The sequence below is a fragment of the Microbispora sp. H10885 genome, assembly GCF_014161415.1.
GTDB classification, from domain to species: domain Bacteria; phylum Actinomycetota; class Actinomycetes; order Streptosporangiales; family Streptosporangiaceae; genus Microbispora; species Microbispora triticiradicis.
Genome location: NZ_JABBWY010000003.1, coordinates 382,251 through 404,035, shown reverse-complemented (window position 1 = coordinate 404,035; position 21,785 = coordinate 382,251). Strand labels below are relative to the sequence as shown.

General features: G+C 71.0%; 20 protein-coding genes. 9 read left to right on the top strand and 11 right to left on the bottom strand.

Features of this window, described 5'->3' with window-relative positions; all coding sequences use genetic code 11:
- Window positions 1–254: 254 nt before the first annotated feature.
- A complete protein-coding gene (locus HHX37_RS10350; RefSeq protein WP_182885262.1) occupies window positions 255–1,205 on the top strand; it encodes an Acg family FMN-binding oxidoreductase in 951 nt (316 codons plus the stop codon).
- A gap of 67 nt (window positions 1,206–1,272) precedes the next feature.
- Here HHX37_RS10350 and HHX37_RS10345 read toward each other — a convergent pair whose 3' ends face one another.
- The gene (locus tag HHX37_RS10345) at window positions 1,273–2,058 is read right to left on the bottom strand and encodes an HAD family hydrolase (protein WP_138462478.1); all 786 of its coding nucleotides are present in this window, start codon (window positions 2,056–2,058) and stop codon (window positions 1,273–1,275) included.
- A gap of 296 nt (window positions 2,059–2,354) precedes the next feature.
- Here HHX37_RS10345 and priA point away from each other — a divergent pair, with 296 nt between their 5' ends.
- The 3 genes from priA (at window position 2,355) to HHX37_RS10330 (ending at window position 5,215) form a co-directional block, all read left to right on the top strand.
- On the top strand, window positions 2,355–3,140 hold the full coding sequence (gene priA / locus HHX37_RS10340) for a bifunctional 1-(5-phosphoribosyl)-5-((5-phosphoribosylamino)methylideneamino)imidazole-4-carboxamide isomerase/phosphoribosylanthranilate isomerase PriA (protein WP_182885261.1): 786 nt from the start codon (window positions 2,355–2,357) through the stop codon (window positions 3,138–3,140).
- Window positions 3,141–3,343: 203 nt separating this feature from the next.
- Window positions 3,344–4,096, top strand: a complete 753-nt coding sequence (locus tag HHX37_RS10335) for a response regulator transcription factor (RefSeq protein ID WP_182885260.1) — start codon at window positions 3,344–3,346, stop codon at window positions 4,094–4,096.
- A 174-nt stretch (window positions 4,097–4,270) separates the two neighbouring features.
- The gene (locus HHX37_RS10330) at window positions 4,271–5,215 is read left to right on the top strand and encodes an isopenicillin N synthase family oxygenase (RefSeq protein WP_133306139.1); all 945 of its coding nucleotides are present in this window, start codon (window positions 4,271–4,273) and stop codon (window positions 5,213–5,215) included.
- Window positions 5,216–5,284: 69 nt separating this feature from the next.
- Here HHX37_RS10330 and HHX37_RS10325 read toward each other — a convergent pair whose 3' ends face one another.
- The 5 genes from HHX37_RS10325 to HHX37_RS10305 all read right to left on the bottom strand — a co-directional run bounded on the left by HHX37_RS10325 (window position 5,285) and on the right by HHX37_RS10305 (window position 9,433).
- Window positions 5,285–6,502, bottom strand: coding sequence for a CynX/NimT family MFS transporter (locus tag HHX37_RS10325; RefSeq protein ID WP_182885259.1), 1,218 nt, complete (start codon window positions 6,500–6,502; stop codon window positions 5,285–5,287).
- A gap of 75 nt (window positions 6,503–6,577) precedes the next feature.
- Window positions 6,578–6,994 (bottom strand): hypothetical protein, encoded by a 417-nt coding sequence (locus tag HHX37_RS10320; protein ID WP_182885258.1) that lies wholly within the window; start codon window positions 6,992–6,994, stop codon window positions 6,578–6,580.
- Entirely contained in the window at window positions 6,991–7,881 is an 891-nt protein-coding gene (gene hisG, locus HHX37_RS10315) for an ATP phosphoribosyltransferase (RefSeq protein WP_182885257.1), read from the bottom strand. The genes HHX37_RS10320 and hisG overlap by 4 nt, the downstream gene beginning before the upstream one ends.
- Window positions 7,882–8,010: 129 nt before the next feature.
- Window positions 8,011–8,715: an SDR family oxidoreductase gene (locus tag HHX37_RS10310; RefSeq protein ID WP_182876403.1), complete on the bottom strand. Its 705-nt coding sequence runs from the start codon at window positions 8,713–8,715 to the stop codon at window positions 8,011–8,013.
- Window positions 8,702–9,433, bottom strand: a complete 732-nt coding sequence (locus tag HHX37_RS10305; protein WP_368856955.1) for a phosphoribosylaminoimidazolesuccinocarboxamide synthase — start codon at window positions 9,431–9,433, stop codon at window positions 8,702–8,704. Before HHX37_RS10305 ends, HHX37_RS10310 begins: the two co-directional genes overlap by 14 nt.
- 97 nt (window positions 9,434–9,530) lie before the next feature.
- Here HHX37_RS10305 and HHX37_RS10300 point away from each other — a divergent pair, with 97 nt between their 5' ends.
- From HHX37_RS10300 to HHX37_RS10280, 5 genes are read left to right on the top strand one after another with little or no spacing between them, the layout of a single operon-like run.
- Window positions 9,531–10,889: an aminotransferase class III-fold pyridoxal phosphate-dependent enzyme gene (locus HHX37_RS10300; protein WP_182885256.1), complete on the top strand. Its 1,359-nt coding sequence runs from the start codon at window positions 9,531–9,533 to the stop codon at window positions 10,887–10,889.
- Window positions 10,882–11,964 carry a Gfo/Idh/MocA family protein gene (locus HHX37_RS10295; protein ID WP_182885255.1) on the top strand — a complete coding sequence of 361 codons (1,083 nt, stop codon included), beginning with the start codon at window positions 10,882–10,884 and terminating at the stop codon, window positions 11,962–11,964. Before HHX37_RS10300 ends, HHX37_RS10295 begins: the two co-directional genes overlap by 8 nt.
- Window positions 11,965–13,758: an ABC transporter ATP-binding protein gene (locus HHX37_RS10290; RefSeq protein ID WP_182876406.1), complete on the top strand. Its 1,794-nt coding sequence runs from the start codon at window positions 11,965–11,967 to the stop codon at window positions 13,756–13,758.
- A 33-nt stretch (window positions 13,759–13,791) separates the two neighbouring features.
- Window positions 13,792–15,570, top strand: coding sequence for an ABC transporter ATP-binding protein (locus HHX37_RS10285; protein WP_220502751.1), 1,779 nt, complete (start codon window positions 13,792–13,794; stop codon window positions 15,568–15,570).
- Window positions 15,567–16,082, top strand: a complete 516-nt coding sequence (locus HHX37_RS10280) for an NUDIX hydrolase (protein ID WP_220502750.1) — start codon at window positions 15,567–15,569, stop codon at window positions 16,080–16,082. The genes HHX37_RS10285 and HHX37_RS10280 overlap by 4 nt, the downstream gene beginning before the upstream one ends.
- A gap of 12 nt (window positions 16,083–16,094) precedes the next feature.
- On the opposite strand, the gene HHX37_RS10275 is transcribed toward HHX37_RS10280, so the two are convergent.
- The 5 genes from HHX37_RS10275 to HHX37_RS10255 are packed head-to-tail and all read right to left on the bottom strand — an operon-like array spanning window position 16,095 to window position 21,782.
- Window positions 16,095–17,063: a nucleoside hydrolase gene (locus HHX37_RS10275; RefSeq protein ID WP_182876407.1), complete on the bottom strand. Its 969-nt coding sequence runs from the start codon at window positions 17,061–17,063 to the stop codon at window positions 16,095–16,097.
- Window positions 17,056–17,775, bottom strand: coding sequence for a GntR family transcriptional regulator (locus tag HHX37_RS10270; RefSeq protein ID WP_182885254.1), 720 nt, complete (start codon window positions 17,773–17,775; stop codon window positions 17,056–17,058). The genes HHX37_RS10275 and HHX37_RS10270 overlap by 8 nt, the downstream gene beginning before the upstream one ends.
- Window positions 17,738–18,739: a PfkB family carbohydrate kinase gene (locus HHX37_RS10265; RefSeq protein ID WP_182885253.1), complete on the bottom strand. Its 1,002-nt coding sequence runs from the start codon at window positions 18,737–18,739 to the stop codon at window positions 17,738–17,740. The genes HHX37_RS10270 and HHX37_RS10265 overlap by 38 nt, the downstream gene beginning before the upstream one ends.
- Window positions 18,736–19,644, bottom strand: a complete 909-nt coding sequence (locus HHX37_RS10260) for a 6-phosphogluconolactonase (RefSeq protein WP_182882139.1) — start codon at window positions 19,642–19,644, stop codon at window positions 18,736–18,738. Before HHX37_RS10260 ends, HHX37_RS10265 begins: the two co-directional genes overlap by 4 nt.
- A gap of 11 nt (window positions 19,645–19,655) precedes the next feature.
- Window positions 19,656–21,782 (bottom strand): N,N-dimethylformamidase beta subunit family domain-containing protein, encoded by a 2,127-nt coding sequence (locus HHX37_RS10255; RefSeq protein ID WP_182885252.1) that lies wholly within the window; start codon window positions 21,780–21,782, stop codon window positions 19,656–19,658.
- Between the last annotated feature and the right edge of the window lie 3 nt (window positions 21,783–21,785).

Sequence of the window (21,785 nt, the reverse complement as noted above, 5' to 3'; positions counted from 1 at the left end):
GTCCCCCAGGACCAAGGTCATCGTTTTTCGGCGTCGCCGGGCGGTCTTCCGGGCGCCGCCCCTGCCTGGCAAGAGTGATCAGTCCCTCCATCCGGCGACGGAAGTCCCCGTCTGCCGGCCCCTCGGGCCCTGCCGCCGGACCGGCACGGCGAAAAGACTGGCGGCGTGGCCAAGCGGTTGTGGTGGTCACGAGCGGAGAAGTTCCTCCACCCGGGGCGCGTGAACGCGTCGCGGACTCCACGAGAAGGTGCGCCATGATGCCTCCCTTCGCCACCGACCTCGCCGTCCGGCGGCTGGTCGCCGCCACCGGACAGGCGCCCTCGGTGCTCAACACCCAGCCCTGGCGGCTCAGAGCGGTCCGGAGCGAGTTCGCCGAGCTGCTGGCCGACCCCGACCGGCGGCTCCGGGTCAGCGACCCCCGCGGGCGCTCACTGCACGTAAGCTGTGGCGCCGCCCTCTTCAACCTCCGGCTCGCCCTGCGGACGGCCGGTCACCGGCCGGTGATCTGGCTGCCGAACACCGCGGCGGAACCCCGGCTCCTGGCCGCCGTCCGGGTGTCGCCGGGCGGCCCCGCCTCCTCGCGGACTCGGGAACTGTACGACTCCATCGGCGTGCGCCGGACCAACCGGGAGCCGTTCGGCGAGCGCCCGCTGTCCCGGTACGTGCTCGCCGACCTGCGCCGCGCGGCCGCCGCCGAGGGAGCCGGCCTGGTCCTGCCAGATCCGCGTGCCTCGGCGGACCTCCTGGAGTGCGTCGCCGTCGCCGACGACGAGCTGTCCAAGGACAGCGACTACCGGGCCGAGCTGCGAGCGTGGACGACGGGCGGAAACCGCCACGACGGCCTGCCGTCCTACGCACAGGGGCCTCGCTGCGCCGACGACCCGGCGCCGGTCCGCGACTTCGGACAGCACGGGGAGCGCGGGCCGGTCCACTTCGAGGCCAGTCCGCGGCTGGCGGTGCTCACCACCGCGGGCGACCGCCCCGTCGACTGGCTGCGCGCCGGCCAGGCGTTGCAACGCCTGCTGCTGACCGCGACCCTCCACGGGGTCTCGGCCTCGTTCCTCAACCAGCCGCTCGACCTGCGCGACATGCGTCATCGCAGCGATCCCCGCCACCGGCGCGGGCACATCCAGATGATCATGCGACTCGGGTACGGCCCCACGGTCCCCCGCGCCCCCCGCCGTTCCATCGCGGAACCGGTGTGACCTCGCACCAGCCGGTGGTACGGTGCCAATCCGCGACTGCGAAAAGCAGCGCCCGGGGGCGCGCCGGTTATCCGGTCAGGCGTTCCAGCCACTTGGCGACGCCGTCGTCGTCGTTGGACGCGGTCACCTCGTCGGCCGAGGCGAGCACCGCCGGATGCGCGTTCGCGACGGCTACCGCCGTGCCCGCCCAGGTCAGCATGGGAAGGTCGTTCGGCATGTCGCCGAAGGCGATCACGTCGCCGAAGGCGAAACCGAGGCTCCCCGCCATCAGTTCCAGGGCGGCCGCCTTGGTGACACCGGCGCGCATCACCTCGCAGAACACGTCCGCCGAGATCGTGACCTCGCAGCCGCCGAGCAGTCCGCGCACGCTTTCGTAGTAGTGGCGGGCGGTCCCGTCCAGCTGCACCATGAGTTTGCCGACGGCGCGCCGGTCGAGTGCCTCCTCCAGGCGTGGCACCCGCCGCGCGGTCCACGACAGGGCCGGAGGCACGTAGAACGACTCCTCCAGGACCAGCTCCAGCCGGCACTCCGCCCCCAGGCGGACTCCGGGGAACCGATCGCGCAGAACCGCCAGCGCCTCCACGACATGCGCCTCGGTCAGAGGGCGGAAGGCGACCACCTCGTCCCGGACGAAGTCGAAGGTGATGGAGCCGTTCCCGCAGATCGCGATCGGCGTGCCGCCGAGGGCCATGGCCACGTGCCGGGTGTCCCGCACCGGCCGCGCCGTCGCGATGACGAACACGTGCCCCGCGCCGTGCAGGCGGCGCACCGCCAGGCGGGTGCGTTCCGAGACCAGGCCGTGGGAGTCCAGCAGCGTCCCGTCGAGGTCGCACACGATCATCCGGCGCTCCACGCCCTGAATCCTCCTTCACGGTCCGCATGACGCGCACGGGACGCCTCGGCTTTCGTAAGCGTCCCCGCGCCCGGGGACGGCGGCAAGTGAACCATGGAGGTGGCCGAAGGTGTACTTCGCAGAATCGACCGGGCTCGCATAATGAAAGGGTTCGTCCGGCGGACGACGTCGCCCTCGGATCCGGCGCGGACGTGCGCCGTCCTTCCCGTCGGTTCACGACGCGCCGTGGCGGACAGCCGCTTCCCTCCCCCCGGCGGTCGCGGCCGGCCCTGCCGAGACTCCCCCGAGGTGCCCGAATGCCTGCGCAGTGCCTGGAACTGCTTCCCGCCGTCGACATCCGAGACGGCCAGGCCGTACGCCTGGTACGCGGCGTCTCCGGGTCGGAGACCTGGTACGGCGATCCGCTGGACGCGGCGCTCGCCTGGCAGGAGGCGGGCGCCGAGTGGGTGCACATCGTCGACCTCGACGCGGCGTTCGGCACCGGGACCAACAGGGAGCGGATCGCGGAGGTGATCGCGGCCCTCGACGTCAAGGTCGAACTGTGCGGCGGCATCCGCGGCGACGAGGCTCTGGCCGCGGCGCTCGCCACCGGCTGCGCCCGTGTGGTCCTGGGTACGGGCGCTCTGGAGAGTCCCGAGTGGGTGGCCGACGTCGTCGCCCGGCACGGCGATCGCGTCGCCGTCGAGCTGGACGTCCACGGCACCACCCTGCGGAGCCACGGCTGGACCCGCGACGCCGGCGAGCTCTACGAGACCCTGGCCCGGCTGGACTCGGCGGGATGCGCGCGGTACATCGTCACCGACATCGCCAGGGACGGCACGCTGCGGGGCCCCAATCTGGACCTGCTGAAGAACGTCTGCGCCGCCACCGGCAGACCCGTCGTGGCCTCCGGTGGGGTGTCCAGCCTCGACGACCTCCGTGCCATCGCCTCGCTGGTGCCGCTCGGCGTCGAGGGGGCCATCGTGGGGAAGGCGCTGTACGCGGGGCGGTTCACCCTGCGGGAAGCACTCGGCTCGGTACGCGGCCGGAATCCGTGGCCCGCCGTATCCCCGATGCCGTCTCCGCGCCGGCCGACCGATTGACGAGACCCTGTTCATTGACTAGCGTCAGCTAGCAGTAAAAAACTATGTAAATCAGGCTAATCCGTATTGTTACGGTTGAACTCTAATCAGAGTTATATATCATCCACGGACGGGCACGGATTCTCGTCCCAACGGCGCCGCACCACTTCTCCCGGTACGCCCGCGACAACGTCGACCGACGATGTGACAGAGAGGATGAGGCGATGAGTACCGGCGTCGCGAAGGCCGGAAAGCGGATTCCCGACTTCCGGTCCGGCCGGCCGGCCGGGGACCGCGGCGCGCGACGCCCCGCCGTCTCCGTCCTGTGGATCGCCGAGGACGACGTTTCCTATCACGGGATCCCGGTGCTGCTCATGAAGGTGCCTAATGTGTCCGGGATCGCGGTCGGGCGGGACGTCGCCGAGGCCGGGTCGCTGTACGACGCCGAGCGCTTCGACCTGGTGGTGACGCCGCTCGCCGTACTGCCCGAGTTCCTGGAGCGCGTCGCGCTCAGGATTCGCCAGAAGATACTGGTCACGGTGCGGAAAGAGGAGGTGAGGACCGCCTCGTCGGCCATCCAGACGTACGGCGTGGACGGCTGTCTCCTGTGGGACGAGATCAACGTCGCACGGTTGACCGGAACCTTCGAGCAGGTGATCAGCGGCGACGTGCCCGTACCGTCCTCCGTGCCGCGCGGACCGCTGGCCGCGGGCGAACGCCGCGGGCCGGACCGGAGCGCGCACCCGGCGAGGGTGACGGAACGCGAGCACGCCGTGCTGGCCCTTCTGCTGCAGGGCATGAGCAACAACCAGATCGCCCGGGCCATGGGGATATCCATTCACGGCGTCAAACGCCATGTCTCCAACCTGCTCGTGAAGTTCGGCTGCGCCAACCGCACAGAGGTCGCCCTGGCCGCGCAACGGCTGGGCATGGACGCTCCTTCCCGCGTCCGCCGAACCCGGCGCCGGGCCACCTGAGAACGGTCCTCCGCGTCGGCGGCGCCGTACGGACGGCGATCGCCGCGTCAGGCGCGGCCGTCCGCACATATTCATTCGAAACCCTCGGATAAGCACCATGACCGCGACTCCTTGACCACATCAGTCAAGCCGACAGGACGCCGGAATTCCGGCCGACGAGGAATCGGAGCGACAATGGACGTCACCCCCATGGAACTCAGTGGTCGTGTCCCCAGCATCAGGCTGCACGAACTGGACGCGGATATGCAGTCCGCCGCCGAAGACATCGGGCTCCAATTGACCAAATGGGGCTTCATGGCCGCGGAGGTCCCGGGCATCGGGGAACGCGTCGAGACGATGATGAACCAGTTCGCGTCGGCCTGCGCGTCCACCGAGCCGAGCCTGGCCGATTACGCGTTCGAGGCCGTGCCGCAGTTGTCCGTCGGCGGCACACACGGATTCTTCCCGTACAACTCGGAGATCCCCCGCCTGGCGAACGGCGTGCCCGACCCCAAGGAGTTCATCCACGTCAGCGGAGCGATGATCTCCGATCAGCCGCCCGGGGCGGGAGACGTCCTGCGCGCCTTCCCGGAGTTCGGGGCCTCCGCCACCGAGGTCTTCGGCATCGCCTTCCGGCTGATCTCGCTCTTCGGCGAGGTCGTCCGCGGGATGATGCCTCCCGGGACGCCCGAGCTCGACCTCTCGCGCGACGCGACGAACCTGCGTGTGATCCACTACAGGGACATCGGGGACCGCGAGGTGCTGGCGCACGAGCACTCGGGAATCCAGATGCTCGGTCTCCAGCTTCCCCCCTCCGACCAGGGCCTGCAGTACGTCCTGCACGACGGCACCTGGGTCGAGCCGGTGATCGCCAAGAGCGACGTGGTCCTGTGCAACATCGGCCGCATGCTGACGAGCGCCTCCGACGGACGCTTCCGGCCGTCCACGCACCGCGTGCACACCAAGCCCATGCCCCCCGGCTACAAGCGGCTGTCGTCGGTGCTCTTCGCCTACCCGCCGCACAAGGCCCGGCAGTGGAAGATGGTGGACGGCGAGCTGACGACGTTGAACGCGACGTGGGGCGACTTCATCAACAACAGGTTCCAGGGCCTGGGTAAGCAGGAGCCACAGGAGGCCTGAGCACCCGAATCCGCTTCGGACGACCGCCCGGGGCGAAGACGGCAGGGAGCAGGACGGCGGCGGCGCCGATCAGCCGGAGGCTGGGCGCCGCGCCGCTCTGCTCACCAGCAGCAGCGCGCCGACGGCCGCGAGCGCCCCGACAGCGATGACCAGCACGAGGGCCTGGAAACCGAACCCGCCGGCCACCAGGCCGAACAGCGGAGGGCCGAGCAGCGACCCGAGGCTGCCCGCCTGGGCGACCACGCCGTTGCCGACGTCGGCGTGGTCGAGTCGCTCCAGGACAAGCGGAAGGGCGGCGAAGACGAGCGCCCCCAGAAAACCGTTCTCCAGCGCGATGACCCCCGCGCCCGCCACGGTGGCGGCCAGAGAGGCGCCCGCGGAGTAGGTGAGCCAGGCGGCCGGCACGACCAGCAGCCCGGAGGACGCCATCAGCGCGAGAGGCGCGCCTCGCCGGAACAGGACGCCGACGGCCAGCCCCCCGAGCACGCCGAGCAGAGAGATCACCGAGGTTATGGCGCCCGCGCCGGCGACCGAGCGCCCGTGCTGCTCGATGAGGAGCGTGGGCAGGAGTACGACGACCGGGATCGTCACCAGAGCGGTGAGACAGAAGGCCGCGGCGAGCACTGTCGGCCAGGTCAGCGCCCGCGCCCTGGGGACGGGCCCAGCCGCCGTCTGCCGGGCGGACCCGCGCGGCAGACGCATCCAGACGGCCGGGACCATCGCGAACGTCAGTGCCGCGATCAGCCCGATCCAGCCGCGCCAGCCCAGAGCGGAGCCGAGGGCGCCGCCGGCCAGTGTGCTCGCCCCGAGGCCCACCGGCACGAACGTGGCCCAGAGCGACAGGGCCGCGCCCCGGTCCCGCTCCTGCGCGAGACGGAGGATCAGCGCCGGACAGGAGATCGTGACCAGGAGGTATCCGACGCCTTCCGCTATCCGGGCGGCCAGCAGCCAGCCGAAGTCACCCGCCGTCACACTCGCCGCGCTCGCCGCCGCGATGAGGCCGAGGCCGACGACCAGCGATCTCTCCGTGCCGTAACGGCGGATCAGGTACCCGGCGGGCAGCCCGGCGACCGCTCCGACACCGACAACCGCCGAGATCACCCAGCCCAGTTGCGCCAGCGAAAGGCCGAGCCGCGCCGCCACCTCCGGCCCGACCGAGGAGAACTTGCCGAGGCTCATCGCCGCGACGACCCCGCTGAGGTAGACGACGACGATCGTCCCCCACTGCGAGCGTGGCCGGAGCTGCTCGCCCGGCTCGGAGATGCCTGACAGCGGTCGGGGGTTCAAGAGAACCTTCCTTTCGTACGACGCCGGCGGTCCACCGGATCGATCATGAACGCGGTGATGGCCTGGCGCAAACGATCAGCTCTCCGACTCGGGCAGGCGGGCCCGGATGGCCGCGAGCCGCTCACCCGCGAAGGAGAAGCGCACGATCGCGGGTTGCCGGTGCCGGTGGGCGCGCCGGCCGTCCTGGACGTGGATCCACAGCCACGCCGCGTCCAGGTCGAGTGCGACGGGGTCGCGGCCGCACGACGGGTGCGGGGAGACGGCGTAGCGGCTGAGCGGGGTCAGCAGTTCGGCGGGCAGCCCGATGACGTCGATGTCGAGCACGCGGGAGTGGTCGTCCAGGTCGACGGCGAGCAGGGCGCGGGCCACCGCCTGGACGGGGTCGCCGGGGACCTGCCCGGCGAGACGCAGTTCGAGCGCCCCGGAGGACGCGCGCCAGCCCGCCTCTCGCGCCGGGACGAGCCGGTCGTCCACGGAACGGATCAGCATCATGCCCGCGCCGTGTCCGAGGCGAGCATGCCGACGCCCGACTCGGTCACGTCGAGCGCTCCCGCCGACAGCAGCGCGCCGATCGTCGCCGGCACGTCCTTCTTCTGCAGCACCCCCTGCAGGACGACGGTGTTCTCGTCGGCCAGGCTCGACCCGGCTCGCCACGAGTCCGCCGGCATGGCGAGGGCCGCCTCGGGCAGGCGTTCCGCCGGGACGCGGACCGTGAGCAGGACGTGGGCGGGCCCGACCCAGGCGGCCCGGAGCAGCCGGGCGACATTCCGGATCACATCGCGTTTGCCCTTGTCCTCGTAGGCGACCGGGTTGGCGATCAGCTGGGCACCGCAGGTCTTGATCGTCTCGATGACCCGCAGGTTGTTCTGCCGGAGCGAATGGCCCGTCTCCACGACGTCCACCATCACGTCCGCCAGCTCCGGGATCTTGGCCTCGGTCACGCCGTAGGACACCACCACCTCGGCCCGCCGCCCCGCGGCCTCCAGGAAGCGGCGGCTGGTGTTCGGATACTCGGTGGCCACGCGGACACCGTCGACGAGGTCCGTCACGCAGGTGGCGGCGTGGTCGGTGGGCACCGCCAGCACCAGACGCCACGGCTTCTCACTGTGCCTGGAGTAGTCGAAGGCCTCCACCACCTCGACCTTGGCGCCGCTCTCCTCCACCCAGTCGGCACCGGTCAGCCCCAGGTCGAACGACCCGCTCTCGATCAGCGACGGGATCTCGCGCGGCTTGTAGAACGCCACCCGCGTCATGTTCCCGTAGTCGATGGTGCCGCGGTAGGAACTCTCCGACGGTCGTCGTACGCGGAGCCCCGCGGCCTCGAAGAGCTGCAGGGCCCGCCGCTCCAGCGACCCCTTCGGCAGTGCGAGAGAGATCATTACTCCTCCTTGCAGGCGTGATGAGCCGGCACTCGGTACGCATCCGTGCAGGTGATGGTTTCGATCCGCATCGGGTGGCCGGACTCCGCCGGCAGGAGCATCGTCACGGTACGGTTCCTCCGTGGCGCGCTATACGTGCAGCAGCCGGTCGATGCCGGTGATGGGCGGTTCGGCCAGGTGGGCCGGGCGCACCTCGATCTCTCCCACGACGAGGTCCCTCGGCCAGGAGTCGATGATGGTGCAGACGCAGCGGGCGACCGACCGGGTGCTCATCTTGTACCGCGACTCGTCGCCGTCCAGGTTCGCTATCGCACCGGGCGAGACGAGGCAGGCCCGGACGCCGTTGCGCCGCTCTTCCAGCAGCAGCGTTTCGACCAGCGCCTTCAGCCCTGCCTTGGTGGCGCTGTAGGCGGCGCCGCCCTCGAAGTACCGGGAACCTGCGTGGCTGCCCATCGCGACGAAGATGCCGCGGGCGGCTCTCAGCGCCGGCAGGACGGCCTTTATAAGGTGGAAGGCGGCACTGAGGTTGATCGAGACCAACCGGTCCCAGTCCGCCTCGTCCAGTTCGGCGATCGGGTCGAGGACCCGGTCGACCGCGTTGGAGACGCACACGTCGAGACGCCCGGCCTCCTCCAGCACCTCGCCGACCGCCTTCCTGATCTGGCGGGGGTCGGCCAGGTCGCAGCGGCGCTCCCCGAGCCGGTCCTCCCCTGCCAGAGAGCGGTTCAACGAGAAGACGCGGTAGCCGCGGCAGCGCAGATCCTCCGCGATCGCCTTGCCGCTGCCGCGATTGGTGCCCGTGATCAGGGCGACCGGGGCCTCAGTCGATGACATCGAGGATGCGGCTCCACTGGTTCACGATCTCGTCTCCCTCGACACCGCCACGGAACAGGTCCTTGTCCAGAGGAGAGCCGTCCTGGTGCCGCAACCGCATGCAGTCCTGGGAGATCTCGGAGATGACGCTCAGCTCGCCGTCCTCCGTCTGCCCGAAGATGAGGCAGAAGTCCCAGAGGTCCACCGGGTGCAGCCAGGATCGCAGCACGTCGTTGACCACGAGGGCGCGCTCGCGCATCTCGTCGACCGGCAGCCCGAGGACCCTGAGGTAGTCCTCGCCGATCGGCTGGTCCTCGGGATCGCACCGGTAGTCGAACTTCACCACAGGGCGGGGCAGGGGCGTGCCGTCCTCGAACAGGCCCGGGTACTTCCGCGTGGTCGATCCGGTGGCCCTGTTCTTCACGATGACCTCGAAGGGCGGCGCCGGGACGTAGTCGGCGAGGTACAGGTCGTCGGAGACCCGCTCCCTGAACGCGCACGGAACGCCGGCGGCCGCGACCCGGGCCGCGGCCTTTTCGTAGAATTCGAGACGCAGCGGGCCCGTGCGTTCGACGATTTCGTCACGCTGGTAGGTGAAGCTGCGCAGGCTGGGGATTATCTGCACGAGGCACAGCCCGTCGGGCAGTAGCCACAGACGCTTACTACGCCCGACGATATCGGGTTCTATCCTCGCGGTTAGCTCAAGGACCGGGATTCCTCGCCTGGACTCGTAATCCACATCGCCCCCATATTGGCGCTAGCAGTCCGCCTGGGGCAGACCCGTGACCAATGGCCTCACACACCTTTCTATGCGGATGCAAGGTTGTCAAGACGCCGTGAACGGGCCGAAAATCCGCTTGACTGCCTCAAAACCCACGAGTACGGTCTGTGAAATTAAGCGCAAGATCCGTTATTCCGGACAGGGAGGATCTTTGTCGAAACAAGAGCGGATAGCACACTCTAAGATCACCCGCAAGTTCAAGTCCGCAGGGCAGCAGCTCCTGTTCTCGCAGGGCAAGGGGGGTGAGGTCTCCGACGCGAACGGCGTGACGTACACCGACTTCGTCATGGGTTACGGACCGGTGATTCTCGGTCACTCGGATGACCAATTCAGTGAGATCCTGAGCCGTTATCTGGTCAACGGCGTCATGATGCCGGGCTACACGACCTTTCACCAGGAGTACCTGGAGCGGCTGCTCGGCGACCGTCCGAAAGATCGCGGCGCGTACTTCAAGACCGCTTCCGAGGCCGTAACCGCGGCTTTCCGGCTGGCCGCAATGCGGACCGGACGGCTCGGCGTCGTCCGCAGCGGGTATATCGGCTGGCACGACGCGCAGATCGCCAATTCCCTGAAATGGCACGAGCCGCTGCATTCCCCACTGCGGGAAAAGCTCCGGTACACCGACGCGATGCGCGGGATCGGCGAGACCGAGCCCGCGGCCAACTGGGTCGACCTGCGTCTGGAGTCTCTCGCCGAACTGCTGGACCGGCACAAGGGCCTGCTGGGGTGTTTCGTCTTCGACGCCTATCTGGCGTCGTTCACCACCCCCGAGGTGCTGCGCCAGGCCGTCGCGATGTGCCGCGAGGCCGGCCTGCTCACGGTCTTCGACGAGACCAAGACCGGGGGCCGGATCTCACCGCTCGGCTACGACCACGACAACCGCCTCGGCTCCGATCTGATCGTGATCGGCAAGGCGCTGGCCAACGGGGCTCCGCTGAGCCTTCTGGTGGGCGACGCGGAACTGCTCGCGCAGGCGGAGCGGGCGCGGCTCAGCGGCACCTTCTCCAAGGAGATGATCGCCGTCTACGCCGCGCTGGCGACCAGGGACATCCTCGAGAAGCCGGTCGGGGACTCGCCGGACGGCTGGGCCGAGATCGGCAGGATCGGCACGCAGGTGGCGTCCGTCTTCACCGCGGCCGCGCAGGACGCCGGGGTGGGCTCGCTGGTCGGCGCCCGTCCGGTGCTCGGCGGCGGGATGTTCGAGCTGGTGTACCACGACGACGCGCTCCTCGGCGACAAGGAGCGGCGTGAGGCGCTGCTCGCCGCCCTCACCGGGGCCGGCATCCTCCTGCTCGAAGGCCACCCCTCCTTCGTGAGCCTCGCACACCGCGACACCGACTGGGCCGACCTGCACGACCGTGCCCGCCAGGCATTCGAGGAGTGGAACGCCTCGGCCGGAGCCGGCCGTGGCTGACGCCCTCCGCCTCGCTCTGGTGGGGTGCGGCCGCCAGATGCGACAGAACCTCCTTCCCTTCCTGCAGCGCATCCCCGGCCACCGGGTGGTCGCCTGCGTGGACCCCGACCGGTCCCTCGCCGCGGAGCTCGCGTCCCTGGCCGGCGGTGTGGTCCACGCCGAGTCGGTCGAGGCTCTCGATCTCGAGAACGTGGACGCGGCGGTGCTCGCCGTGCCGCCCGAGCCGTCCTACGTGCTCACCCGCTACCTGGTGGAGCACGGAGTCGACTGCTTCGTGGAGAAGCCCGCCGGGCCGTCCACCGCCGCCCTGCAGGACCTGGACAAGGTGGTGCACAACACCGGCCGGCACGTCCAGGTGGGGTTCAACTTCCGCTACGCCGAAACCCTTCAGCGGCTGCACGAGCTGAGCCGGGACGTCCGGGCCACTCCGTGCTCGGTCACGATCGACTTCTACAGCCGCCACCCGTCGGCTCCCCAGTGGGGTGTCGACACGACGCTGGAGGCCTGGATCCGGCACAACGGGGTGCACGCGCTCGACCTGGCGCGCTGGTTCGTGCCCTCCCCCGTCGTCCAGGTGGACGCGCACGCCATCACCGGCGACGCCGACCGCTTCCAGGGGACCGTCTTCCTGCGTCATGACGACGGATCGCTCTCGACCCTCCGGATGGGCAACCACGTCAGGCGCTTCCTGGTGGGCGTCACCGTGCAGGGCATGGACGGCAGCCGCTACAGCGCCCCGTCCCTCGAACGGGTGACCCTCGACCTGTCCGAGGGCCTGCCGTTCGGCCAGGAACTGCACAGCACGCGCAACCTCGACCACGGCTGGACGCGCAGCGGGTTCGGGCCGGAGCTGGAGGCCTTCCTGGACGCCTGCCGCCGGAAGCCGGCCGGGCACCCCGTGAACGGGAACGGGAACGGGAACGGCCACTCCCCCATGTGGGAGGCGCCGACGGTCGCCGACGCGCTCGCGGCGTCGAAGCTGTGCGACCAGACGATGGACGAGTTGCACGCCACCGGCGGGAGCGGCTTCGGCTCCCTGACGGATCCGGTCCCGGCGTCGGCAGAGGTCGGCTAGTTGACCACGGGAACCAGTCAGGCACCCGAAGACCCCGCGGCCGAGGGGACGCGCCCAGCAGGAGAGCCCGGCGACGGGCCGGGCGCGTCCCCGCGGGTGGGCGGGTGGATCTCCGTCCACCTGCGACGGCACCGGCGCCTGCTGCTGTCGTTCACCGTCGCGGCGGTGGCGGCGAACCTCTGCTCCACCCTGGTTCCCGTCCAGATCGGCTCGGCGTTCGCCGAGGCCGGCGGCGCCCACCCGGACCTCGGCGTGGTCGCGGCCGCGGCGCTCGCCGCCGGTCTGCTGGCGGTCGGCAGGTTCGCCGCCGACCTGCTGTCCAACGGCTCGATGGAGATCATCGCCCAGCGGGTCAAACGGGACCTGCGCGACGATCTGTACCGCAGCCTGCTGAGCAAGCGCATGTCCTTCCACGACCAGCAGCGCATCGGCGACATCCTGGCCCGCGCCATCAACGACGCGAGACTCGTCGACTACATGCTCAGCCCCGGGGTCTCCACCGCGTTCAACGGGATCCTGGCCCTGCTGGTCCCGACCCTGTTCATCGCCTCGCTGCACGGCCGGCTGCTGCTGGCCCCCGGCGTGATGATCCTGGTGTTCGCCTGCGCGCTGAGCTACCACCTGCGGCGGCTGCATCCGCTGACCATGCGGGCCCGGGAGTCCTTCGCGGACCTCAACGAGCGTTTCTCCACCACGCTGTCCGGCATCGCCACGGTCAAGGCGTGCACCCAGGAGGAGCACGAGCGGCTCGCGTTCAGGAGCGCCGCGGCCGCGTACCGGGACGCCTTCGTCAGGCGGGGCCGGGCGCAGGCCGTCTACCTGCCCGCGCTGAGTTTCGCGCTCGGCATGGCGATCGGCTCCATCCACTCCCTCTACCTGTACGCGCAGGGCGAGCTGACCCTCGCCCAGGTCGTCACCTATCTCGGCTGGCTGGTGTTGTTCGCCCAGCCGGTCAGCATGTCCGAGCAGGCCGTACCGGTCATCCAGGAGGGCGTCGTCGCCGCCACCCGGATGAGGCAGATCATCGAGGGCGACCCGGGCGAGCGGGAGGACGTCGAGGGCACCACGGCGGCCATCACCGGCTCGATCACCTTCGACCACGTGACCTTCCGCGCCAACGGCAGGGACGTCCTGCACGACGTCTCCTTCCATGTTCCCGCCGGCCGCACCCTCGCCGTCGTCGGCCCCACCGGCAGCGGCAAGAGCATGCTCGTCAAGCTGGTCAACCGGATGTACGACGCCGCCGAGGGACGGGTGCTGATCGACGGACGGGACGTACGCGACTGGGAGCCGGGCGCGCTTCGCCGCCAGATCGGCCACGTGGACCAGGAGACCTTCCTGTTCTCCAAGAGCGTGCTGGACAACATCGCCTTCGGCTCGCCGGACGGCGCCGGGTACGAGGACGTCCTGCGCGTGTCCAAGCAGGCGTGCGCGGACGAGTTCGTGCAGACGATGGAGAACGGCTACGCCACGGTCCTCAACGAGGGCGGGACGACGCTGTCCGGCGGGCAACGGCAGCGGCTGGCCATCGCGAGGGCGCTGCTCACCGACCCCCGCATCCTCACCCTCGACGACGCGACCAGCGCGGTCGACGCCCGGACCGAGACGACCATCACCGAGGCGATCGAGCGCGCGGCCACCGGCCGTACCACGGTGCTGATCTCGCACCGCCCCGGCCAGATCCGGCGCGCCGACCTGATCCTGCTGCTGGACGCGGGGCGGGTCGTCGACCAGGGAACGCACGAGGAGCTGATGGCGCGCTGCGCGCTCTACCGGGAGATCTACAGTGGCTGACACCCGTACCGCCGAGACGGACCGGCGGCCGTCGTGAGCGACCTGTTCGCGGGCCTGAGCGGCGACACCTACGACCGCGTCTACGGCAACCGCCGCCTCCTCGGCCGCATTCTCCGCTACCTGCGGGCACAGCGCGGCGCGATGCTCGGCTCCGCCGCCCTCGTCGTGGGATCCGCCCTGCTGACCGCCGCGGTGCCGGTGGTCATCTCCCGCATGATCGACCAGGTCGGGGACGGGACCGGGCTGGGCGTGCGGCTGAGCCTGTTCGTCGTCGCGGCCGCGGTGCTGGCCTGGGGCATGAACTGGGCGCGCCAGGCCCTGGCGGCGTGGCTGGTGGGTGGGGTCGTGTACCGGCTGCAGTGCGAGGCCGCCGACGCCGCGCTCGCCAAGGACGTCGCCTTCTACGACGACAACTCGGTCGGGAAGGTGCTCAGCCGGGTCACCGGCGACACCGAGGGCTTCAGCTCGGTCATGACCCTCACCCTGAACCTGATCAGCCAGATGTTCCTGGTGCTGCTGCTCGGCGGCGTGGTGTTCTGGATCGACGTGGACCTCGGCCTGATCATCCTGGCCACGCTTCCGCTCCTGCTCGCCGCGGCGCTGGCCTTCCGCAGGCTCGCCAGGATGGCGGCGTCCGCCACGCGGCGGGTGATGGCCAAGGTCAACGCGACCGTGCACGAGTCGATGCTGGGCATCTCGGTCGCCAAGAGCTTCGGCCGGGAGAAGGCCGTCTACCGCGACTTCGACGAGGTGAACCGCCTGTCCTACGCGGTCTACGTGCGGCAGGGCCTCATCTACGCGGTCATCCTCCCGGTCCTGACGCTGCTGGCCGGTCTGGCGACGGCGGTCGTCGTCTACCAGGGCGGACGCTTCGCGGTGCTCGGCAGGCTCTCCCCCGGCGAGTGGTACTTCGCCCTTCAGGCGCTCGGCATGCTGTGGCAGCCGGTCACCCAGGCGGCGTCCTTCTGGAGCCTGTTCCAGCAGGGTCTCGCCGCCGCCGAGCGGGTCTTCGCGCTCATCGACAGCGACCACGCCGTCGTCCAGCACGGAAACGAGCCGGTGACGCGGCTGGACGGCGAGATCGAGGCGCGCGGACTGCGCTTCGGCTACGCGGCCGGGACCGCCGTGTTCCACGATTTCGACCTGCGGATCGCCGCCCGGGAGACCGTGGCCGTCGTCGGGCACACGGGCGGCGGGAAGTCCACCCTGGCCAAGCTGATCGCCCGCGCCTACGACTTCCAGGGAGGCGAGCTGCTGGTCGACGGCCGCGACGTGCGCTCACTCGACCTCGGGGCGTACCGGGGGCGCGTCGGCGTCGTCCCGCAGCACCCGTTCGTCTTCGCGGGCACGCTCGCGGACAACATCGCCTACGGCAGGCCGGGAGCCGGCCACGCGGACGTCGAACGCGCCATCGAGAGGATCGGTCCCCAGGTGTGGTCCCGCAGTATGCCCATGTCCCTGCACGACACGCTGAGCGCCGGCGGCCAAGGGGTGTCGGTGGGGCAGCGGCAGCTCATCGCTCTCGCCCGGATGTTCCTCAGGGAGCCGGACATCGTGATCCTGGACGAGCCGACGGCCAGCGTCGACCCGCTGACCGAGCGGGACATCCAGAACGCGCTGTCCCGGCTGTTCACCGGCCGCACTGTGCTGGTGATCGCGCACCGGCTCTCCACGATCCGGCGGGCCGACCGCGTCCTGGTCATGCACGAGGGCCGGGTCGCCGAGGACGGCGGATTCGACGAGCTGCTGCGCCGCGGCGGCCGCTTCGCCGGCCTGTACGCGACGTACTACGCCCATCAGGAGCCGGCGTGACCGGGCGGGCGGCCGGCGGCTGCGCTCCGCACCCTCCGGACTTCGAGCGGATCCAGCGGGAGGCGTCGGCCGCGGGCGCGCGGTGCGTCGTCGGCGCCGTCCTCGTCAACCCGCTCGGCGAGGTGTTCCTGCAACGGCGGGCTCCCCACGTACGGCTCTACCCCGACTGCTGGGACATCGTCGGAGGGCACGTCGAAGAGGGCGAGACGCTGTGCACGGCGCTCGCCCGCGAGGTCGAGGAGGAGACGGGCTGGCACCTGCTCCGGGCGGACCGGGTGGTGGACGTCTTCGACTGGAGCGGCGGCGGCGACGGCGAGCGCAGACGCGAGATCGACGTGCTCGCCACGGTCGCGGGTGACCTGGCCCGCCCCCGTATGGAGCGGGACAAGTTCGTCGAGGCACGCTGGCTGGACAAAGCGGCGCTGCGCCGTCTGGCGTCGTCCTCCCGGGAGACCGGCATGATCGACCTCGCGCTGCGGGCCCTCGCCATGTGCGAGCCGCCGCCTTCGTAGAACCCCGCGCGTTCAGGCGGGTGGCAACCCGGGCCCGCCCGGGGCGAGCGTACCGAGGAAGTGCCGGTAGAACCGGTCGGCGTCGACCGTACGAGCACACCTGACGGCGCGGCCGCGGCTGTCCCTGACGGTGCGCCCCTGGCTCTCGCCCTGCGCGACCACGTCGCAGCGCACCGTCTCGAAGGCGCAGATGCCGGGCTCGGCGAGGTAGGAGGCGGTGAGACTGTCCCAGAGGCAGTAGGCCAGCCCGGTGGTCTCCAGCGTTCCGAACGTCAGGGCGAGCAGCGATCCGGCCAGATCGCTGAGGTGGTCGCCGTAACTGCGGCCGAAGGTCCGGGCGAGCTCCGCGGTGACCGGCACGCGGTTGGTCACGTCCAGGGGGAACATCGTGATGGGGACGGCGGAGTCGAAGACGCGTTTGGCGGCGCCGGGGTCCCAGAAGAGGTTCCACTCGGCGGTGCCGTCGTGACCCGGTTGCCTGACGTTGCCGTCGACATCGAGGGCTCCACCCATGAACACCACCTCCTCGATGCGGGACTCGACCTCCGGGTGGTGCTCAAGGCACCAGGCGAGGTTGGTCAGCGGGCCGGTGGCGAGCACGGTGACCGGGTCCGGAGCCCGCGTCAGCCAGGCGGCGAGCTGCTCGTGTGCCGGAGGACCCTCCGCTCCGGCGGTCGTGTGGTCCTTCTGGTTGAGCACGGGTAAGGCGTCCGCCCGCAGGGCGTCGATGCGCCAGGCGAGCGGGAACGGGTTGCGCCCCGGCAGCACTCCCACGGCCGTCGGCACGTCCTCGCCCGTCAGGTCGAGGATCTTGCGGGTGGCCGACAGGGCCGGTGCGGGGAGGCAGTCGGCCGGGGTCACGGCGATTCCCCGCAGGTCGACGTTGTCGTACTGGGTCAGCAGGAGAAGGGCGAGCAGGTCGTCCGGAGCGCCGTCGTGGTCGAACAGGACCCGGCGGGCGCGGGGGGTGGTGTCAGTCACGGCGCCTCACGAGATGGAAGGAGAAGTCGGTGCCCCTGTGGTAGTCCTCCGAATACAGCAGCGGCCGCCCGGCGCTGTCGTGGTGGGTCTGGACCAGCAGCAGCCAGGCGCCGTCGCGGGGGCTCGCGACGCGTTCCGCCTGCGTCTCGTCGAGCGTGACGGCGCGGACCTGGGCGACCGCGTAGGCGACGTTGTGCCCGTGCTCGGCGAGCAGCCGGAACAGCGACCCGGTCCAGTCCACCTCGTCGAGCGGACGGGCGATGAGGGACCGGGGGAACAGGTCGACCGAGTAGAGCAGCGCGTCGTCCTCGTGGCGGCGCAACCGCTCCAGCCGTACGACGGCCTCGCCGGGCGGGAGCTGGAGCAGCTCGCGCTGGTGCCGGTCCGGCTCCGCCGCCGTGATGTCGAGGACCGTGTTGTCGGCCGTGTGCCCCCGGCTGGCCAGCATCTCCGTCACTCCCTCCAGGCGGGTCAGCGGACGGTCGAGGCTGGGCTGGGACGTGAGGTAGCGGCCGTCGCCGTGGCGGGCCTGGATGAGGCCCTCCTGCTCCAGCAGTTTGAGCGCCTCCCTGATGCTGGTGCGGCCGACCTCGAACAGGACGATGAGCTCGTTCTCCGACGGCAGCCGGTCCCCGGGACGCAGTCCCCGTTCGGCGATCAGGGCACGCAGCCGGTCACGTACCTGGACTGCCAGGGTGGGGTGTCGTCTCACCGGGGTTCTCCTGCCCGGACGAGCCTTGGAGCGGGGCGATGCCGAGCTCTGAGGCGGATGGGTAGCTGGGAGCGCAGAAGCGGCGCGTGACCGACACCGCCGCCACCCGGCAGGCGAGCCTGACTCCCTGCGCCACGCTCGCGCCGGCACGCAGCGCCGCCGCCAGGGCTCCGGTGAAGGCGTCACCCGCTCCGGTGGTGTCCACGACGTTCACGCGCGGCACGCCGATCAGCATAGTGCCGTGGTCTCCGGCGATCTCGGCGCCCCGTTCACCAAGGGTGACGACCACGGTCCGCCCTCTGGTCCTGGGCAGCAGGGACTCGGCCGGAGAAACGCCCTCGTCACTCTCTGCAGCCGCCGGGCGCGCCTCGTCCGCGGGCCCGGTCAGCGCGGCCAGCTCGCCGTCGTTCAGCACCAGCACGTCGGCCCGGCGGAGCAGCTCCTCCCCGATCTCGCTGAGGAACGGCCCTGCCGGGCTCGGGTTGAGCAGGACGCGTACGCCGGGCGGGGCCGCGGCGGCCGCCGCGGCGGAGGTCGCCACGGGAATCTCGCCCTGGAGCACGAGCACCGAACCGGGCCGCAGTCCGGCGGCCGCGTCGGCCGCCCGGGAGGGGGGAAGCAGGTCCGCGGCCCCCGGCCACGTCATGACGATCTGCCCGCCCCGCTTGTCGACGTAGACGAAGCTGCGCCCGGTCGCGACGCCGTCGATCGCGGCGCAACCGCCGGTCTCGATCCCGTCTGCCCGCAGCGCGGCCAGCGCCGCCAGGCTGTCGGCGTCGTCTCCCAGGCCGCCGACGAACCTGGTTGGAGCTCCCAGCCGGGCCGACGCGACGGCCACGTTCGCCGCCTTGCCGCCGTGCGCGGTGGCGTAGCCGGAGGCGCCGACGCTCTCGCCCGGCGCCGGCAGGTGGTCGCCGAACATGTAGAGGTCCACGGTGTAGGCGCCGACTGCCAGCACGGTCACGAGCCGAGGCCCAGCGCACAGGGTGCGATGCTGTCGGCGTCCACGGTGACGTGCACGTCGGGATGGCGGTGTGCGAGGGTGACCGGCAGCAGCACGTCGGGCTCGGTGGTGAGCAGCAGGACCCGCACGATGTACCGCTTCCAGGCTCCGCCGTCGGTGACGAGGTGCAGCCTCCGGGCGGAGAGGATCTCCGCCATGCCGACGGTGATGGCCATACGCGGGATGGCCTGGGTGTAGCCGCCGGTCACGCGGTGGGAGTGCGCCACGATCGTGTCCTCCAGCAGCGGGACGATCCGGGTGGTGGAGGCGGCGAACTCCTCCAGGCTGTAGTGGTGCCAGCGGGTCGTGGGGGGTTCGTTGAAGGCCAGGTGCCCGCGGTATCCGAATCCGGCGAAGCAGGTGTCGGCCCCGCCCACCTGTCGCAGCCGTTCGGCGTAGGCGTCGGGGTCGAACACGTCGGGGTAGACGACGTTGCCGGGGTCCGGCCTCAGCTCGGGATCCAGCAACTGGTAGAGGTTGCGGTCGCAATAGCCGCGGAAGCTGAAGGGGTGGGACGGATCCACCGGCCGGCCCTGCCAGTCGAGGAACTCGTCCATGTGGAAGGCGAACACGTCGGCCCAGCTGATGCGTTCCTGGTTGCAGATTTCGGCGAGGATCGGGTAGTGCGCCTTCGGGCCGACGGGGAGGATCCAGCGGGTCGGCTCCCCGCGCAGGTTGTTCTCCCGCAGTTCGTCGGCCATCTGGCGGGCAAGCCGGTGGTAGAGCTCGGTGGTGTCCTTGTACACCGTCAACGGGTGACGGGCGATGGCCGTGAGATCGTCGGCAGGCATGGTCAGTTGCTCGTCGGTCAGCTCGCCGGAGGTGCGGGGGTACGGATAGTCGTCGCGGCGGGCGCTCGCGGCCATGTCGCTGCTCCTCACAAGACGTCGGAAAGCAGGAATCGGGACAGGACGTTCCGGGTGATGCGGCTGATGTCGCCCTCGCGGGCGGCGAGGCTGGCGACCCAGTTGACGGAGCCCACGGAGAAGACCGCGCCGCCGCCGCCGAGCCTGCGCAGGGTCATGTCCGCGCGTACGGTGTCCCCGTCCGGGGAGGCGTCCTCCGCGGCCGGCTGGTAGTAGTGGCCGTGCCCGCCCGCGGACGTGGCGAGCACCAGGGTGCCGGGAGGGGTCCCGAGTTCCGGCGCGGCGCGGTCGATCTCGTCTCCGGCGGCGCCGCCGAGCGCGAGCCCGTAGGCGCCCACGACCTCCGTATCGACACCGTCGAAGATCCAGGCCGCCTCGTCGCGGTAGCTGTCGGGCAGGCGGGTGTATCCGGGCGCCGGGCCCCAGCCCTGGGCGGCGAAGCCCACGCCGAGAAGTTCCTGCGGCGGGAGTCCCTGGAGGCGCCAGAGCCCGCCGGGCTCGCCATTTGAGGTCAGGACGTCCTCGCCGGGCTCGTTGTCCCACCAGTCACCCGTGCCGCGGCGGCGGACCTCGATGGCGTACGGGTAGCGGGGGTCCACGCCCGTGACCCAGTAGAACCCGTTGCCTCCGAGGTACATGAGCCGCCCGCCCCCGGACACGTACGCGCCGACTGCCGCGCGCTCCGGAGCGCTGATGTATTCGGGGTGGCTGCCGGTCATCACCACGCGATAGCCCGCGAGGAGGTCGGCTCCGCCCGCGTGCACGTCCTCGTCGGCGAGGACGTCGAAGGCGAACCCTTCGGACCGCAGCCAGCGCAGCAGCAGGATGTCGGCGGAGAAGTGGCGTGGCGCCCCCGTCATCCACCAGACGTAGTCGGCGGTGTAGTTCAGCACGGGGCGGCGCCTGGAGGAGTAGTAGACGGCCCCGCCCTCCAGCCTGCTGTCGTACAGGGACAGCCCGAGCTCCCGGTGCCGGTTGAGGTAGGCGTCCACCGGGGAGAGCGTGATCCGGCGGGTGGTCACCCGCGAGTAGTCGCCGAAGTACTCGGCCTCGCTGGACTGCCGGTGGTTGGCGTAGGCCGTGTAGGTGAAGGTGGGCAGGACCACCGCGAGCGGGCGGGACGCCGGCTCGTGCGGCGGCCCGGGAGGACGGACGATCAGCGGGGCGACGAACGACCGGCTCCCGCCCCGCAGCCGGATGCCGAGCACGGTCGAGGCGGTGTCGCCGGGGACGGTCAGCGCGCAGGTCTCCGGCCAGCGTGCGTCGTCGAGGTCTTCGGGGCTCAGCTGCACGGCGGTGTGGGCGGGTTTCCCGGCGTCGCCTTCCGGGCCGGCCAGCCCGGCGAGCGGCCGGTTGACCGCCCGGGCGTGGTGCCCGTTCCCGCTGACGTCGGGCACGAGGGGGGCGCCGGGATCCGCGGAGGGGTCCCAGAGAGCCACCACGTCGTCGCCGGCATGCCCGAGCAGGCCGGCTCCCGTGGTCAGGCCGAGCAGGGAAGCGCACGCCTCCCCGGTGAGGAGGCTCCTCGTCAGCAGGGGGAGGGCGATGCGTCCGATGTAGGGCGAGTCGCGCCCGGGGCCCGCGCCGAGCCGGAGCGCCCCGGTCCCGGCGGGCGGAGGCGGTGCGTGTCCCGTCGCGCGCACACTCTCCCCTCCCCCGCCGACGGTGAGATGGACGGTCGTCGTGGCCGGCGTCGCCTCCCAGGCCGCCGCCACCAGGAACCACGAACCCTCCCGGACGCCCGAGGGCGCGCGGCCGTGAAGGCGGCCGGACGGCGTGCCGACGCTCACCTCGGCCCTTCCCTCCTCGTCCAGGGCGAGGAGCAGCCGCCATTCCCCGGCGGTCAGGTCCGCCAGGACCTGCCTCGTGCCCAGCCGGTGCGGGCGGATCCACAGCGCCAGGCTTCCCCTGGCCGGCGTAGGCACGGAGGGGATCTCCAGGTGCGAACCGATCTCCAGGGGCCGCGGCTCGACGGAGACCGGCGAGGCCGGGGTGAGGACGGCGTCCGTGACGAGGTCGACGAGGTCGACGTCCACGGTTCCCCGCGGGCCGCTGCCGTACACGGACACGGTCTGCCCGGGCACGGCCGACCAGACGTCGGCGTACGCCATCAGGTGGGGTTCCGGCTCTTCCGTCATGGG

Excerpts from the sequence above, each read along its gene's own strand:
- HHX37_RS10350 (WP_182885262.1), top strand. The coding sequence starts at position 255 with ATGATGCCTCCCTTCGCCACCGACCTCGCCGTCCGGCGGCTGGTCGCC.
- priA (WP_182885261.1), top strand. The coding sequence starts at position 2,355 with ATGCCTGCGCAGTGCCTGGAACTGCTTCCCGCCGTCGACATCCGAGAC.
- HHX37_RS10335 (WP_182885260.1), top strand. The coding sequence starts at position 3,344 with ATGAGTACCGGCGTCGCGAAGGCCGGAAAGCGGATTCCCGACTTCCGG.
- HHX37_RS10330 (WP_133306139.1), top strand. The coding sequence starts at position 4,271 with ATGGACGTCACCCCCATGGAACTCAGTGGTCGTGTCCCCAGCATCAGG.
- HHX37_RS10320 (WP_182885258.1), bottom strand. The coding sequence starts at position 6,994 with ATGATGCTGATCCGTTCCGTGGACGACCGGCTCGTCCCGGCGCGAGAG.
- hisG (WP_182885257.1), bottom strand. The coding sequence starts at position 7,881 with ATGATCTCTCTCGCACTGCCGAAGGGGTCGCTGGAGCGGCGGGCCCTG.
- HHX37_RS10310 (WP_182876403.1), bottom strand. The coding sequence starts at position 8,715 with ATGTCATCGACTGAGGCCCCGGTCGCCCTGATCACGGGCACCAATCGC.
- HHX37_RS10260 (WP_182882139.1), bottom strand. The coding sequence starts at position 19,644 with ATGGCCGCGAGCGCCCGCCGCGACGACTATCCGTACCCCCGCACCTCC.
- HHX37_RS10255 (WP_182885252.1), bottom strand. The coding sequence starts at position 21,782 with ATGACGGAAGAGCCGGAACCCCACCTGATGGCGTACGCCGACGTCTGG.